The organism is Kitasatospora sp. NPDC094019, assembly GCF_044764505.1.
Classification (GTDB): Bacteria; Actinomycetota; Actinomycetes; order Streptomycetales; family Streptomycetaceae; genus Kitasatospora.
In genome coordinates this window covers 109442-125400 of record NZ_JBIWIF010000017.1, presented here as the reverse complement: position 1 = coordinate 125400, position 15959 = coordinate 109442, and the positions used below count along the sequence as shown (strand labels likewise).

General features: G+C 72.7%; 13 protein-coding genes. 12 read left to right on the top strand and 1 reads right to left on the bottom strand.

The genetic code is table 11. The annotated features are described in order from the left end of the window. The first annotated feature begins 4 nt into the window (after positions 1-4). Positions 5-2137 carry an ATP-dependent DNA helicase gene (locus tag ACIQ9P_RS30750; RefSeq protein WP_402363321.1) on the top strand — a complete coding sequence of 711 codons (2133 nt, stop codon included), beginning with the start codon at positions 5-7 and terminating at the stop codon, positions 2135-2137. Positions 2138-2356: 219 nt separating this feature from the next. Here the strand turns inward: ACIQ9P_RS30750 and lexA are convergent, their stop codons facing one another. Beyond that, on the bottom strand, positions 2357-3238 hold the full coding sequence (gene lexA / locus ACIQ9P_RS30745) for a transcriptional repressor LexA (protein WP_380301925.1): 882 nt from the start codon (positions 3236-3238) through the stop codon (positions 2357-2359). 345 nt (positions 3239-3583) lie between these two features. Between lexA and nrdR the strand changes: the two genes are divergently transcribed. The 11 genes from nrdR (at position 3584) to ACIQ9P_RS30690 (ending at position 15854) form a co-directional block, all read left to right on the top strand. Next, positions 3584-4081, top strand: a complete 498-nt coding sequence (gene nrdR / locus ACIQ9P_RS30740; RefSeq protein ID WP_402363318.1) for a transcriptional regulator NrdR — start codon at positions 3584-3586, stop codon at positions 4079-4081. Positions 4082-4295: 214 nt separating this feature from the next. Beyond that, the gene (locus ACIQ9P_RS30735) at positions 4296-7208 is read left to right on the top strand and encodes a vitamin B12-dependent ribonucleotide reductase (RefSeq protein ID WP_402363315.1); all 2913 of its coding nucleotides are present in this window, start codon (positions 4296-4298) and stop codon (positions 7206-7208) included. Positions 7209-7344: 136 nt separating this feature from the next. Beyond that, positions 7345-7584 (top strand): RNA polymerase subunit sigma-70, encoded by a 240-nt coding sequence (locus ACIQ9P_RS30730; protein ID WP_402363312.1) that lies wholly within the window; start codon positions 7345-7347, stop codon positions 7582-7584. 3 nt (positions 7585-7587) lie between these two features. Further along, positions 7588-8151 (top strand): Clp protease N-terminal domain-containing protein, encoded by a 564-nt coding sequence (locus tag ACIQ9P_RS30725; RefSeq protein ID WP_402363309.1) that lies wholly within the window; start codon positions 7588-7590, stop codon positions 8149-8151. 188 nt (positions 8152-8339) lie between these two features. Beyond that, entirely contained in the window at positions 8340-10166 is a 1827-nt protein-coding gene (locus ACIQ9P_RS30720; protein ID WP_402363306.1) for a sensor histidine kinase, read from the top strand. Then, a complete protein-coding gene (locus ACIQ9P_RS30715; protein WP_402363303.1) occupies positions 10163-10609 on the top strand; it encodes a roadblock/LC7 domain-containing protein in 447 nt (148 codons plus the stop codon). The genes ACIQ9P_RS30720 and ACIQ9P_RS30715 overlap by 4 nt, the downstream gene beginning before the upstream one ends. Then, positions 10606-10995, top strand: coding sequence for a DUF742 domain-containing protein (locus ACIQ9P_RS30710; RefSeq protein ID WP_402363300.1), 390 nt, complete (start codon positions 10606-10608; stop codon positions 10993-10995). The genes ACIQ9P_RS30715 and ACIQ9P_RS30710 overlap by 4 nt, the downstream gene beginning before the upstream one ends. Further along, positions 10976-11638, top strand: a complete 663-nt coding sequence (locus tag ACIQ9P_RS30705) for a GTP-binding protein (protein WP_402363297.1) — start codon at positions 10976-10978, stop codon at positions 11636-11638. Before ACIQ9P_RS30710 ends, ACIQ9P_RS30705 begins: the two co-directional genes overlap by 20 nt. Beyond that, the gene (locus tag ACIQ9P_RS30700; protein ID WP_402363294.1) at positions 11635-12879 is read left to right on the top strand and encodes a cytochrome P450; all 1245 of its coding nucleotides are present in this window, start codon (positions 11635-11637) and stop codon (positions 12877-12879) included. The genes ACIQ9P_RS30705 and ACIQ9P_RS30700 overlap by 4 nt, the downstream gene beginning before the upstream one ends. A 74-nt stretch (positions 12880-12953) precedes the next feature. Then, positions 12954-14180, top strand: a complete 1227-nt coding sequence (locus ACIQ9P_RS30695; protein WP_402363291.1) for a cytochrome P450 — start codon at positions 12954-12956, stop codon at positions 14178-14180. Positions 14181-14441: 261 nt separating this feature from the next. Continuing rightward, positions 14442-15854 (top strand): ABC transporter substrate-binding protein, encoded by a 1413-nt coding sequence (locus ACIQ9P_RS30690; RefSeq protein WP_402363288.1) that lies wholly within the window; start codon positions 14442-14444, stop codon positions 15852-15854. Positions 15855-15959: the final 105 nt, after the last annotated feature.

The window sequence follows — 15959 nt, the reverse complement described above, 5'->3', positions numbered from 1 at the left end:
GGTCATGACGAACGACTCCGAATCCCAGCTCCCCGCCGAGGACGCCGACGAGGCCGGGAGCGTCGCGGACGCCCCGGCGGAGGCCGTCCCCCGCGCCCGCGTCCCCGAACTGCTGCACGCCGCGGTGGCCTCCGTCGGCGGCGTCGAGCGCCCCGGACAGCTCCGGATGGCCGAGGCCGTCGCGGACGCCGTCGACCACGGCGAGCACCTGTTGGTGCAGGCCGGCACCGGTACCGGCAAGTCCCTCGCCTACCTGGTGCCGGCACTGGCCCACGGGGACCGCGTGGTGGTCGCCACCGCGACCCTGGCGCTCCAGCGCCAGCTGGTCGAGCGGGACCTGCCGCGCACCGTGGAGGCGCTCCATCCGGTGCTGCGGCGCCGTCCGCTGTTCGCGATGCTCAAGGGCCGCTCCAACTACCTGTGCCTGCACCGGGCCAACGAGGGCACGCCGAGCGAGGAGGGCGAGGGCCTGTTCGACCCGGTCGAGGCGCTGGGCGGTCCCGCCGGCAAGCTCGGCAAGGAGGTGCTCCGGCTGCGCGACTGGGCGGACGAGACGGAGACCGGCGACCGGGACGACATGACCCCCGGCGTCTCCGACCGGGCCTGGGCCCAGCTCGCCGTCACCTCCAAGGAGTGCCTGGGCGCGACCCGCTGCGCGTACGGCCAGGAGTGCTTCGCGGAGAAGGCGCGGGAGCGGGCCAAGCTCGCCGACGTCGTCGTCACCAACCACGCGATGCTCGCGATCGACGCGATCGAGGGCGCTCCGGTCCTGCCCGAGCACGGGCTGCTGATCATCGACGAGGCGCACGAGCTGGTGAACCGGGTCACCGGGGCGGCCACCGCCGAGCTGACCGTCGGCGCGGTGAACCGGACCGTCAAGCGGGCCGCCCGGCTCGCCAACGAGAAGGCCGTGGACGCGCTCCAGGCCGCCGCCGAGAACTACCACGGCCTGATGGAGACCGCCCAGCCCGGCCGGGTGGAGGAGCTGCCCGAGTACCTCGGCTACGCCGTGACGGCGATCCGGGACGCCTCCCGGCAGGTGATCACCTCGCTCGGCGAGACCAGGGACAAGGGCCTCAGCGACGAGGACGCCGTGCGCAAGCAGGCGATGGCCGCCGCCGAGTCCCTGCACGAGACCGCCGACCGGCTGCTCCAGGACTCCGAGTACGACGTGGTCTGGATCGAGCGCAGCGACCGCTACGGGCTCGGCACCGCCTCGCTGCGGGTCGCCCCGCTGAGTGTCTCCGGGCTGCTGCGGGAGGGCCTGTACAAGGAGCGCTCGGTGGTGCTCACCTCGGCCACCCTCAAGCTCGGCGGGGACTTCACCGGGGTGGCCGCCTCGGTGGGACTGCCGTCCGACGCCCGGTTGCCGGACGTCCGCACGCCCGGTGACAACCCGGAGGCGGTGGGGGAGGGCATGGACGACGAGCCGGTGCCGCACTGGCGGGGCATCGACGTCGGCTCGCCGTTCAAGTACTCCAAGCAGGGCATCCTCTACGTCGCCAGGCATCTGGCCGATCCCGGGCGTGATCCCGAACGGCCGGACATGCTGGACGAGTTGGCCGATCTGATCGGCGCGGCCGGCGGGCGCACGCTGGGGCTGTTCTCCTCGATGCGGGGGGCGCAGACGGCCGCCGAGGCGATGCGGGAGCGGCTGGACCAGCGGATCCTGCTCCAGGGCGAGGACACCCTGGGCGAGTTGATCCGCGAGTTCGCCTCGGACGCGACCACCTGCCTGTTCGGCACGTTGTCGCTCTGGCAGGGCGTGGACGTGCCCGGCTCGGCCTGCCAGTTGGTGGTGATGGACCGGATCCCGTTCCCGAGGCCGGACGACCCGCTGATGAGCGCCCGGCAGAAGGACGTCGAACAGCGCGGCGGGAACGGCTTCATGGCCGTCGCGGCCACCCACGCGGCGCTGCTGATGGCGCAGGGCGCGGGCCGACTGGTGCGGGCGGCGGCCGACCGGGGTGTGGTGGCGGTGCTGGACCCGCGGGTGGAGACCAAGCGCTACGGCGGCTTCTTCCGCTCCTCGATGCCGGAGTTCTGGTACACCACTGACCGCAACCAGGTGCGCCGCTCGCTGGCGGCGATCGACGACTCGGCGGCGCCGGTCCGGCCGGTGCCGAAACGGGGCTGAGGCAGGCCGGGACAGGGTCGCGACAGGGCCGAGGCGGCCCCCGGTGGTTTCGTCGGGAGGCGTTTCGGGCGGGGCCGTTCGGGGCGGGGCCGGGCAGGCCGGAGGGGCTCCACGCGGTGTGCGGGGAGCCCCTTCCTGTGGGTCCGGTTCCTGCGGGGCCGGGCGGGGTGTGCCGGGTGCGGCGGGCCTCCGGAGCCTGCGCGCGCCGAGCGGGTGCGGTCAGAGCCGGCGGAGGACCGCCACGACCTTGCCCAGGATGGTCGCGTTGTCGCCGTTGATCGGCTCGTACGCGGGGTTGTGCGGCATCAGCCAGATCCGGCCGTCCTCGCGCTTGAGGCGCTTGACGGTGGCCTCGCCGTCGATCATCGCGGCCACGATGTCGCCGTTCTCGGCCACCGGCTGGCGGCGGACGGTGACCCAGTCCCCGTCGCAGATGGCCGCCTCGATCATCGAGTCACCGCGCACGGTGAGCGCGAAGAGCTCGCCCTCGCCGACCAGCTGCCGGGGCAGCGGGAAGACGTCCTCGACGGTCTGCTCGGCCAGGATCGGCCCACCGGCGGCGATCCGGCCGACCAGCGGCACGTAGGAGGTGGACGGCCGGCCGGCCGTCTCGGCGGTGTTCGGCCGGGCCACCTCGACGCCGCGGACCTCGTAGGCGCGCGGACGGTGCGGGTCCCGCCGCAGGAAGCCCTTGCGCTCCAGCGCCATCAGCTGGTGGGCCACCGAGGAGGTGCTGGACAGGCCGACGGCCTGGCCGATCTCGCGCATCGACGGCGGGTAGCCCCGGCGCTGCACGGAGTCCCTGATGACCTCGATCACCCGGCGCTGGCGCTCGGTGAGGCCGGCCTCGTCGGTCCGGATGCCGGGCGGGCGGCCCGGCGCGGAGCGGGTCGGCGCCGGGTGGGCGTCGTCCAGGGCGGGGGAGTGTTCGATGGGCTGGTCCGGAACACGCCCGACCCCGGAAATGCCCGGGCCCGTGGGGCGGTGATCCTCGCTGCGGTCCATGCTGATGTCCACACTCTGCTGATTCGTGGTGCGCTGCCCCACCTTGAGCTGGGAGTGCTCCTGCACCGGGATGGTGTTGCTTTCGACGGCGTTCACGGCTGCCCCTCTCGACGGCTGTCCTCTCCTTTTTCCAGCCCAACGCACCTCGTATCGAAAGGTTGCGCCAAACACACGTTCGAGTGAATTATTCGGGAGTTGGCTGACTCGATCAAGGCTTTGTTGTACATCGATTAAATGTTCGATCGGAAATCGACTCCGAGGGTATCGCCCGCGCCGACACGCCGACGCCCCTCCTTCGCTCCGAAACCTAGATGTAGTGGCTACAGTCCTCTCCGTGGCCCAGTACTTGTGGTCGAGACCTCAAGATCGGGTTGCTCGCAGGGCCCCGGGATCGCATAGACTCGACCAAGTCCGCACGTCCTGCCAAGGAGGGATCCTCAGGTGCACTGCCCCTTCTGCCGGCACTCCGACAGCCGCGTCGTCGACAGCCGGACCACCGAGGACGGCAGCTGCATCCGCCGCCGCCGGCAGTGCCCGGACTGCGGTCGCCGATTCACCACGGTGGAGACGGCCGCCCTGATGGTCATCAAGCGCAGCGGCGTCACCGAGCCGTTCTCCCGGGAGAAGGTCATCTCCGGAGTCCGCAAGGCGTGCCAGGGCCGCCCGGTCACCGAGGACGCCCTCGCGCAGCTGGGCCAGCGGGTCGAGGAGTGCGTGCGGGCCACCGGCAACGCCGAGCTCACCACCCATGACGTCGGGCTCGCCATACTCGGCCCGCTCAAGGAACTCGACGTCGTCGCCTACCTGCGCTTCGCGAGCGTCTACCAGGCGTACGACGGACTGGAAGACTTCGAGGCCGCCATCGCGGAACTCCGCGCCGAGCAGCCCGCCCCCGAGGCCGACGGCGCCTGCGTGCCCGTCGCCGCCGCCGCGCCCTGACGGGCCCGGCCCCTCCACCGGCCCCTTTCCGGGGTCGGCGCAACCCCTTCGGTCCCCCGGGGCCGACGTGTGCCCGAAATCGGCGCACAGACCATGACAAAACGTGCGCGGTGGGTGAGGATCCCTGCCTGCCGCACACCGGAAGAGCGAACCAGCCGTGCCCGGATTTTTCGGTGCACTTCGGGCGTTTGCCCAACCAGGAGGAGGAACAGAAGTGACAGACACCACGAGCGGTTCCGCACGCGGGTCGAAGTCCGACCGGACCGCGGGCAAGGGTGCCGGCAAGGCCCCCAAGGGCGGCCTGCGGATCGAGCGCATCTACACCACCCCTGGCGTGCACCCGTACGACAAGGTCAGCTGGGAGCGGCGCGACGTCGTCATGACCAACTGGCGTGACGGCTCGATCAACTTCGAGCAGCACGGCGTCGAGTTCCCCGACTTCTGGTCGGTCAACGCGGTCAACATCGTCACCTCCAAGTACTTCCGCGGCGCCCTCGGCACCCCGCAGCGCGAGTGGAGCCTCAAGCAGATCATCGACCGCGTGGTCCTCACCTACCGCGCCGCCGGCGAGAAGAACGGCTACTTCGCCACCCCGGACGACGCCGAGGTGTTCGAGCACGAGCTGACCCACGCCCTCCTCCACCAGGTGTTCAGCTTCAACTCGCCGGTGTGGTTCAACGTCGGCACCAAGCAGCCCCAGCAGGTCTCCGCCTGCTTCATCCTGGCCGTCGACGACTCCATGGACTCGATCCTCGACTGGTACAAGGAAGAGGGCATGATCTTCAAGGGCGGCTCCGGCGCCGGCCTCAACCTCTCCCGGATCCGCTCCAGCAAGGAACTGCTCAGCTCCGGCGGCAACGCCTCCGGACCGGTCTCCTTCATGCGCGGTGCCGACGCCTCCGCCGGCACCATCAAGTCCGGCGGCGCCACCCGGCGCGCGGCCAAGATGGTCGTCCTGGACGTCGACCACCCCGACGTCGAAGCCTTCATCGAGACCAAGGTGAAGGAGGAGGAGAAGATCCGCGCCCTGCGCGACGCGGGCTTCGACATGGACCTCGGCGGGGACGACATCACCTCCGTCCAGTACCAGAACGCCAACAACTCGGTCCGGGTCAGCGACGAATTCATGACCGCCGTCGAGAACGGCACCGAATTCGGCCTCCGCGCCCGGATGACCGGCGAGGTCATCGAGACCGTCGACGCGAAGAAGCTCTTCCGCAAGATGGCCGAGGCCGCCTGGGCCTGCGCCGACCCCGGCATCCAGTACGACTCGGTCATCAACCACTGGCACACCTGCCCGGAGTCCGGCCGGATCAACGCGTCCAACCCCTGCTCCGAGTACATGCACCTGGACAACTCCAGCTGCAACCTGGCCTCGCTCAACCTGATGAAGTTCCTCCGCGAGGACGACACCTTCGACGCCACGGCCTTCGCCAAGGTCGTCGAGCTGGTCATCACCGCGATGGACATCTCCATCTGCTTCGCCGACTTCCCGACCGAGAAGATCGGCGAGACCACCCGCGCCTTCCGCCAGCTCGGCGTCGGCTACGCCAACCTCGGCGCCCTGCTGATGGCCACCGGCCACGCCTACGACAGCGAGGGCGGCCGCGCCCTGGCCGGCGCCATCACCTCGCTGATGACCGGCACCGCCTACCGCCGCGGCGCCGAACTCGCCGGTGTGGTCGGCCCGTACGACGGCTACGCCCGCAACGCGGCCCCGCACCAGCGGGTCATGAAGCAGCACGCGGACGCCTCGAAGGCCGGCGTGTCCTTCGACGAGCTGGACGCCCCGGTCTGGACCGCCGCCACCGCCACCTGGGACGACGTCCTGCGGATCGGCGCGCAGAACGGCTTCCGCAACGCCCAGGCATCGGTGCTCGCCCCGACCGGCACCATCGGTCTGATGATGGACTGCGACACCACCGGCGTGGAGCCCGACCTCGCGCTGGTCAAGTTCAAGAAGCTCGTCGGCGGCGGCTCGATGCAGATCGTCAACGGCACCGTCCCGCGCGCCCTCAAGCGTCTCGGCTACCAGGACGAGCAGATCGAGGCGGTCGTCGCCCACATCGCCGAGCACGGCAACGTGGTGGACGCCCCGGGGCTGCGGCACGAGCACTACGAGGTGTTCGACTGCGCGATGGGCGAGCGCTCCATCTCCCCGATGGGTCACGTCCGGATGATGGCCGCGATCCAGCCGTGGATCTCCGGTGCCATCTCGAAGACGGTGAACATGCCGGCCTCCGCGACCGTCGAGGACGTCGAGGAGATCTACTTCGAGGCGTGGAAGACGGGCGTCAAGGCGCTCGCCATCTACCGCGAAAACTCGAAGGTCGGCCAGCCGCTCTCGGCCAAGACGAAGGACTCCGCGGCGAAGGCCGAGGAGGCCGCGGCCCCGGCCGCCGTCGAGAAGGTCGTCGAGTACCGTCCGATCCGCAAGCGCCTGCCCAAGGGCCGCCCGGGCATCACCACCTCCTTCACGGTGGGTGGCGCCGAGGGCTACATGACCGCCAACTCCTACCCGGACGACGGCCTCGGCGAGGTCTTCCTGAAGATGTCCAAGCAGGGTTCGACCCTCGCGGGCATGATGGACGCCTTCTCCATCGCCGTCTCGGTGGGCCTTCAGTACGGTGTTCCGCTGGAGACCTACGTCTCGAAGTTCACCAACATGCGGTTCGAGCCGGCCGGTCTGACCGACGACCCGGACCTGCGGATGGCGCAGTCGATCGTCGACTACATCTTCCGTCGCCTGGCGCTGGACTTCCTGCCGTTCGAGACCCGTTCGGCACTCGGCATCCACTCGGTCGAGGAGCGTCAGCGCCACCTGGAGACCGGTTCCTACGAGCCGCTGGAGGCGGAGGAGGAGCTGGACACCGAGACGCTCGCGCAGTCGGCCCCGGTCGCTCCGGTCACTCCCGTTGTCGCGAGGCCGGTGGCGGCTCCGGCCCCGGTCGCGGCCCCGGCGCCCAAGGCCACCCCGGCCCAGGCCCACAACTCCACCGAGCTGATGGAGATCCAGCTGGGCATGAGCGCGGACGCGCCGCTCTGCTTCTCCTGCGGCACCAAGATGCGCCGCGCGGGCAGCTGCTACCTCTGCGAGGGCTGCGGCTCCACCAGCGGCTGCAGCTGAGCACAGCCGCCGCCGCACCGGTGAGGTGAGACGGCGCTGAAGGCGGGGCGAGGACAGGTGATGTCCTCGCCCCGCCTTTTCGGCTTTTCTGTCAACTTTGGTTGACAGCTCGCCATCGTCAACCTAGGTTGACACTATGAGTGAGAGCGGAGAACTGGCGGCCGCGGCGGCCAGTCGGGATCCGGCCGTGGGGCTCCGGGCGGTCCGGGCGTTGCGCGACCTGGCGGACCGGCTGGAGGGGCTGCAGGTCGGCAACGCGCGGGACCAGGGCTGGTCGTGGCAGGACATCGCGGTCTGCCTCGGGGTGACCAGGCAGGCGGTGCACAAGAAGTACGCGCGGCGCGGTGCCGGTGGAAGCGGGAAGGACGGGGACTGAGCGATGTTCGAGCGATTCACCGAGGAGGCCCGGCGGGTGGTCGGGCAGGCGGGGCGCGAGTCGGCGGAACTCCGGCACGGGCACGTCGGGACCGAACACCTGCTGCTGGCCGTCCTGGCGGAGACGGCGGACCCGGCGGCGCGGGTGCTGATCGAGGCGGGGCTCGACCACGCGGAGGCCCGGCGGGCGGTCGGGCGGCTGCTCGGGAGCGGCGGCGACGCGCGGGCGCTGGCCTCGATCGGGGTTGACCTGGAGGCGGTGCGCGAGGCGGTGGAGTCCGTGTTCGGTGCGGGTGCGCTGGAGTCCCCGCCGCCGCCGGAGCCGCGGCGTCGCGGGTGGTTCCGGACCGAGGGGCGGGCGGGGCGGAGCCCGTTCACGGCGCGGGCGCGCAAGGCGGTGGAACTGTCGTTGCGCGAGTCGCTCCGGATGGAGTCCGGCCGGATCGCGGTCGGCCACCTCCTGCTCGGGGTGCTCCGCGAGGGGGAGGGGCTCGGGGCGCGGGTCGTCGCCGACCACGGACTGGACCTCGCCGAGGTGCGTCGTGCGGTCGAGGTGGCGATGGAGTGAGGGGATGGAGGTGGATCGGTATACGGAGCGTGGCAGGAGGAGACTGACCGTCAACTTACCGGTTGAGCACATCGTCTGAATGGATATGATCGGCCGACTGCGTGAACCGAATCGCCGCCCGGAGACGTTCCACGACGTCGGCCGGGCGGTCGCGCATTCGCCCGACTTCTGCCGAGGACACCGCACCGATGACAGAAACCACCAGCCCCGACGGTGGGCCCAGCCGTCGACCCGACGTGCGTACCAGGGCCGTTGTCGCGGCCGCCGCCCTGTTGGCGGCGGTGGCCGGGCCGGTCGGGGTGATGCGGGCCTTCGACGCCGGGCAGCCGCTGACCGCCGCAGCCGTGGCGGCGGTCACCGCGCTCTGGCTGATCGCCGTCCGGCAGGCCGGCGGCGCCACCGAACGGGCCCGTCGGCTGGAGTTCGAACTGGCCACCCGGGAGGACGATTCGACGGCGGCGCTGGTGGTCGCAGGCGCGGCCCGGCAGGGCGAGGCCGCCGCCGTGGCGCGGGCCGCCGCCGCCGAGGCCGAACGGGACGGGGCCGGGGCCGCGCTCGCCCGCGCCGAGGAGGAGGCTTCCGCCGCCCGCGCGGACGCGGACGCGGCCCGGGCGGAGGCCGCGGCGGAACGCGCCGAGCGGGCCGCCGTGGACCGGCTCGCCGACGAGGTGCTGCCCGTACTGGTGAAACGGCTGCGGAGCGGTGCGACCGTGGACGCCGTCCTGGTCCCGTACCGCGACCACCCCCAACGTCCGCTGCTGCGCGCCGTGGCGGAGGAGATCGGCCGCGGCGAGCGCCTGCGGGCCGCCGCCCTGGCGGTCTGCGCCACCGCCGCCGGGCGGGTTCAGGCCCTGGCCACGAGCATGCACGCGGAACTGCGCGAGATGCAGCACCGGCACGACGAGGAGGTCCTCGGCGATCTGCTGCGGCTGGACCACTCCACCGCCCAGGCGGGCCGGATGGCCGACAGCATCGCGGTGCTGACCGGCGCCCGCTCGGGCCGCCGCTGGGGCCGGCCGATCCCGGTGGAGTCGGTGCTGCGCGGCGCGCTGGGCCGGATCGGTGCCTACCAACGGGTCAGGCTGCACAACGCGAGCACGGCCGCGGTGGCCGGGTTCGCGGCCGAGGGCGTGATGCACGCGCTCGCCGAGCTGCTCGACAACGCGACCACCTTCTCCGCGCCGCCGGCCGAGGTGCACGTCTACGTCGAGGAGGTGCCGGCCGGTCTGGTGGTCACCGTCGAGGACAGTGGCCTGGGCCTGAGCGACAGTTGGCTGCGCCGCGCCGAGCGGGCCGTCTCCGCCGAGTCGTTGGACCTCGCCACGCTGTCGGCGGGCACCCGGATCGGTCTCGCGGTGGTCGGCGTGCTGGCCCGCAAGCACGGGCTGCAGATCTCCTTCCGGCCGTCGGCGCGCGGCGGCACGGGGGTGGTGGTGCTGATCCCGCAGCAGCTGGTCACGCACCCCGCGACCGGGCCGGCCCCGCTGCCCGCGCCGGTCGAGCGCGTCGTCGAGCGGGCGCTCGGCGCGGGCCCGCGCCCCGCGCTCACCCCCGCCCGCCGGGCGCCCGCCGGGCCCGCCGCCCCGGTGGCCGCTCCGTCGGCGGAACCGGTGCCCGTCGTGCCCGCCGTGCCCGCCGTCACCGACAGCGGTCTGCCGCAGCGCCGTCGCGGCCGGACCATGGCCGCCGCCGGTCCGGCGGCGGCTCCCGCCGAGCGGCCCGCCCGTTCCGACGGGGCGAGCGCCGCCGCCAGGCTGGGCGCCTTCCGCCGGGCCGCCCTGCCCGCCGCCGGTCCGGCCCTCGCCGCCGGTCCGGCCCCCGCGGCTGAGGCCGCCGCCGAGCCCGCCGCCGCGGAGCCCACCGCCGGTTCCGCGGCCGGCAACCCGAACTCCGTGCCCGCCGACGCCCCCGCGCCGGCCGAGGGCGCCGTACCGCTCCAGGACACCCCGTGCGAACGGTCCGCCACGGACCCCGCGTCCGACGCCTCCCCCGTCACCGAGAAGGACTTCCGATGAGCAGTGCCACCGACCGCGACCTCGACTGGCTGCTGGAGAACCTGCTGAGCAACACCCCCGGTACCCGGCACGCCCTGGTGCTCTCCGCCGACGGCCTCAAGCTCTGCCACACCTCCGGCCTCGGCAACGACCGGGCCGACCAGCTCGCCGCCATCGCCTCCGGTCTGCAGAGCCTGGCCCACGGCGCGTCGATCGAGTTCGGTGACGGCACCGGCGGGGTGCGGCAGTCGATGACCGAGTTCCACGGCGGAGTGCTGTGCATCGTGGCCGCCGGCGAGGGCGCCCACCTCGCCGTGGTCACCGACGAGGACGCGGACGTGGGCGTGGTCGGCCACAACATGCACGGGCTGATCGAGCAGATCGGCGTCCACCTCAGTGCCCCGGCCCGGGAGGCCGCGGCCGGGGCGGACGGCCCGGTGACCGACGGGAGCGCCCGGGCATGAGCGGGCGCGGGGGGAACACCGACGGGCGGCCGGGGCGGACGGGCCGGGACGACGACCCGGACCGCCTGTACACCATCACCCGGGGCCGCAGCCGGGCGCCGGAGAACGCGTTCGACCTGGTCACGCTGATCGTCGCCGAGCGGGAGCCGGCGCCGGGCATGCAGTCGGAGCACGCGCGCATCCTGCGGATGTGCGGGGCGCCGATCGCCGTGGTGGAGGTCGCGGCGGAGCTGGCGCTGCCGGTCTCGGTGGTGAAGATCCTCCTCGGCGACCTGCTGGAGGCCGGGTCGATCACCGCCCGCCACCCGCGGTTCGCCCCCAACAAGGCCCGGCTGCCCGATCTCGACACGCTGAAGCAGGTACTGCATGGACTCCAACGGCTCTGAGGGGCGGGACGCCCGGCCGAGCGGGCGGACACCGCTGCGCCGCACCGCCGACAACGCGTTCAAGATCGTGGTGGTCGGCGGCTTCGGCGTGGGCAAGACCACCCTGGTCGGCGCGGTCAGCGAGATCCGCCCGCTGAACACCGAGGAGACCCTGACCCGGGCCGGGGAGGGGATCGACGATCCCACCGGTGCCTGGGGCAAGCGCTCGACCACGGTCGCCTTCGACTTCGGCCGGATCACTCTCTCCGCGAGCCAGGTGCTGTACCTGTTCGGCGCGCCGGGGCAGGAGCGGTTCTGGTTCCTCTGGGACCGGCTGTTCGCCGGGGCCCTGGGGGCCGTCGTGCTGGTGGACACCCGGCGGCTGGCGGACTCCTGGTACGCCATCGACCGGCTGGAGCACCACGGCACGCCGTTCGTCGTCGCCCGCAACAACTTCGGCGACCCGACCCACACCCTGGAGCAGGTCCGGGAGGCGCTCGACCTGCCGCCCGAGGTACCGCTGCTGGACTGCGACGCCCGGGACCGGGAGTCCGGCAAGCAGGTGCTGATCGAGCTGGTCCGTCACCTGACCGCCCGGGTCGAGGCCGCGACGGCGGGCACCCCCGCCGCGGCCGCCCCCGTCCCTGAGGAGAGCACCCCGTGACCGAGCCCGCCGCCACCCCGCCGCCGGGCTGCCCGGCCCACGCCGGCGCCACCCCGCTGTACGGGCCGCGCTTCCAGACCGACCCGTCCCAGCTCTACCGGGAGATGCGGGCCGGGCACGGCCCGGTCGCGCCGGTCGAACTCGCCGGCGGAGTACCCGCCTGGCTGGTGATCGGCTACCGCGAGCTCCAGCTCGTCACCGGTCAGCCGCAGCTGTTCGGCCGGGACTCCACCCGCTGGAACGGCTGGGCGACCGTCGCCGAGGACTGGCCGCTCAAACCGATGATGGCGCCGGTGCCGTCGATCCTCTACGCCGAGGGCGAGGAGCACGTCCGGCGCTCCCGGGCGGTGACCGACGCGCTGGCCGCCGTCGACCCGTACGAGCTGCGCAAGCACAGCGAGGAGCTGGCGGACCGGCTGATCGACGACTTCGCCGGGCGCGGCGAGGCGGACCTGGTCGCCGAGTACGCCCACCGGCTGCCGCTGCTGGTGCTCTGCCGGGTGCTCGGGCTGAGCGAGGAGCGGGCGCCGGTGCTGATCGAGGGCCTGCTGACCATGCTGGACGGCGGCCCCGACGCTCCGGCCGGCGCGCAGCGGTTGCTCGCCGCGATGCTGGAGCTGGTCGAGGAGAAGGCGGCGCGCCCGGGCGACGACGTGGCCTCGCGGATGCTGGCGCACCCGGCCGGTCTCAGCCACGACGAGATCATGCGGGACCTGCGGGTGATGCTGATCGCCGGTCACCAGCCGACCTCGTACTGGATCTCCAACGCGCTGCGGCTGATGCTCACCGACGAGCGGTTCGCGGCCTCGTTGTCGGGCGGGCGGCGCAGCATCGGCCAGGCGCTGAACGAGGCGCTCTGGGAGGACACCCCGACCCAGATCTTCGCGGGCCGCTGGGCGACCAGGGACACCCGGTTGGGCGGGCAGCGGATCGCCGCCGGGGACATGCTGCTGCTGGGTTTCGCGGGGGCCAACGCGGATCCGTCGGTGCGGCAGCCGGACGGGCGGCCGGCCGAGGGCAACCGGGCGTACCTGAGTTACTCGTACGGCGAGCACGGCTGTCCGTTCCCGGCGCAGGAGGCGGCCGAGGTGATCGCGACCACGGCGGTCGAGGTGCTGCTGGACCGGCTGCCGGACCTGCGGCTGGCGGTGGCCGAGCACGCGCTGGTGTGGCGGCCGTCGGCCTGGGTGCGCGGGCTGGTGGCGCTGCCGGTGTCGTTCGCCCCGGGGTTCGCGGGCTGAGTCCGGCGCCCGGAGCCCCGGTCGTCCCGGGGCCGCTGTACCGCTTCACCAGAACCGAAGGAGTGCTCGTAGTCATGACCGTCCCCGCCCCGTTCGTTCCCGCCCCGTTCGTTCTCGATCCGCTGGCCCGGGACAACGCCGCCGAGGGCGCGCTGCTGCGCGCCGCCGGTCCGGTGGTGCCGGTGGAGCTGCCCGGTGGTGTCACCGCCTGGGCGGTGACCCGGCACGGGCCCGCCCGCGAGTTGCTGACCGACGCCCGGCTGGTGAAGGACGCCCGGCACTGGGCGGCGTTCCAGCGCGGCGAGGTGCCGAGGACCTGGCCGTTGATCGGTCTGGCGGTGCCCGGTCCGAGCATGGTGACCACGGACGGCGCGGAGCACCGGCGGCTGCGGGCGCTGGTGGCGCACGCGTTCACCCCGCGTCAGGTGGAGCTGATGCGCCCGCGGGTGGAGGCGATCACCCGGGAGCTGCTGGACACGCTGGCGGCGGGGGAGCCGGTGGTGGACCTGAAGTCCGCCTTCGCCTTTCCGCTGCCGATGACGGTGATCTGCTCGCTGCTCGGCGTCCCGGAGTCGGAGCACGCGCTGCTGCGCGACCTCTACGAGCGGTTCTTCGGCGCCCGCCCGAACCCGGAGGGCATCCAGGCGACCATCGCCGGGCTGAACGCCTTCGTCAACGGTGTGGTGGCGCAGCGCCGGGCGGTGCCGGGGGACGATCTGGCGAGCGTGTTGCTGCAGGCGGACACCGAGGGCGGGGCGCTGACCGACGCGGAGGCGGCGGCCACCCTGCGGGTGATCATCGCGGCGGGTCACGAGACCACGGTGAACCTCATCGGCAACGCGGTGCGGGCGCTGCTGGCCCACCCGGACCAGCTGGAGCTGGTGCGGGCGGGCAAGGTCGGTTGGGACGCGGTGGTGGAGGAGTCGCTCCGCTGGACACCGCCCACGAGCAACTTCCTGTTCCGGTTCACCACTGAGGACGTGGCGGTGGGGGACACGGTGATTCCGGCCGGGGAGCCGGTGCTGGTGTCCTACAACGCGATCGGCCGGGACCCGGCGCAGCACGGGGTGACGGCGGAGGTGTTCGACGTGACCCGGGATCCGATCCGGCATCTGTCGTTCGGGCACGGTCCGCATGTCTGCCCGGGCTCGCCGCTGGCCCGGCTGGAGGCGGGGATCGCGCTGCCGGCGCTGTTCGAGCGCTTCCCGGGGCTGTCGTCGGCGGTGCCGGACGAGGAGCTCCGGCCGAGCGGCTCGCTGGTGGTGAACGCGCTGAAGGAGTTGCCGGTCCGGCTGTTCTGACGGCCGGGCGGCCGAGGGCGGGCGCCGTTCCGACGGTGGGGCGGCCGGGGTGGCGGGGCTGCTCCGGCGGCCGGCGGGGCGGGTCACAACTGGGGCGCGCGGTGGCGAAGGGCGTGCGGGGACCTTGGCGGCAGGTCGCGGCTGCGTTACCGTCGTCGGATCGGCCGGCCGCCGCGTCCATGTCGAACGTCTAACTCCGGTACAGCGCAATGCCGTTCTGTCGCACAGCCGAGCGTTCGCGCCCCGGCGAGGAGGACCGCGTTGACTCCCACCCCGACCGTGCCGTCCACGACCGCGCCGCCCCCGTCCCCCGCCCGCCGGCGCCGTCCGCTCGCGGCGGTGGCCCTGCTGGCCGTCGCGGCGCTGACCGCGGCCTGCTCCAACAGCACCGACAGCTCGGGAGGTTCGGGCGGCACCGCCGGTCAGACCCTGTCCGGTGACTGCGCCCGCTACCAGCCCTACGCCGGCCACGGCGGCACCACGGTGACGGTGTTCGCCTCGATTCTCAGCCCCGAGTCGGACAATCTGGAGAAGTCCTGGGCCGATTTCGGCCGGTGCACCGGCATCCGGATCAGCTACGAGGGCAGCAACGACTTCGAGTCCCAGTTGCCGGTGCGGGTGAGCGGCGGCAACGCCCCGGACTTCGCGATCATCCCGCAGCCCGGTCTGCTCGCCCAGATGGTCAAGAGCGGCAAGGTGGTGAAGCCGCCGCAGCAGACCGTGGCGAACCAGGAGAAGTGGAGCCCGGTCTGGAAGACCTACGGGTCGGTCAACGGCACCTTCTACGCGGCGCCGATGAGCGCCAACATGAAGTCCCTGGTCTGGTACTCGCCGAGGACGTTCAAGCAGGCCGGCTACGAGGTCCCGAAGACCTGGGCCGATCTGATGGCGCTCAGCGACCGGATCGCCAAGACCGGCGGCGGCGCCAAGCCGTGGTGCGGCGGCATCGCCTCCGGCACGGCCACCGGCTGGCCGGCCACCGATTGGCTGGAGGAGGTGGTCCTGGGTTCGTACGGCGGTGAGGTCTACGACCAGTGGGTGAACCACCAGGTGAAGTTCTCCGATCCGAAGATTGCCGCGGCGATGAGGACGGTCGCCGACTGGATGCAGAACCCGGCCTGGGTCAACGGCGGCTACGGTGACGTGAAGTCGATCGCCACCACGACCTTCCAGGACGCGGGCGCGCCGATTCTCACCGGCAAGTGCCTGCTGCTCCAGCAGGCTTCGTTCTACAAGGCGCAGTGGCCCAAGGACACGAAGATCGGTCCGGACGGCGACATCTTCGCCTTCCACCTGCCCGCGGTGAACCCCTCGGTGCCCAACCCGGTCGAGGGCGGCGGGGAGTTCCTCACCGCGTTCGCGAGCCGGCCCGAGGTGCAGGCGGTGCAGAACTACCTGTCCAGCTCGGACTGGGCGAGCAGCCGGGTGAAGACCGCGACCGGCTGGGTTTCGGCCAATCAGGGCGTGGACAAGAGCCTCTACACCGATCCGATCGACCGGATCTCCGCCGACGCGCTGACGGACCCGGCGGCGACCTTCCGGTTCGACGGTTCGGACCTCATGCCGGCCGCGGTCGGCTCCGGGCAGGAGTGGAAGTCGCTCACCGCCTGGTTCGCCGAGGGACAGTCGATCCAGAAGACCGCCGCGGACATCGACGCCGCCTGGCCGCAGTAGCGGCGCGCGTCACGGGACCACCTGCCGAAGGGCGGTGCGGGGCCACCCACCCGCACCGCCCGCCCCCTCCGCTCCCTGCTTCCGCCGGCCCCGCGCGTGCGCGGT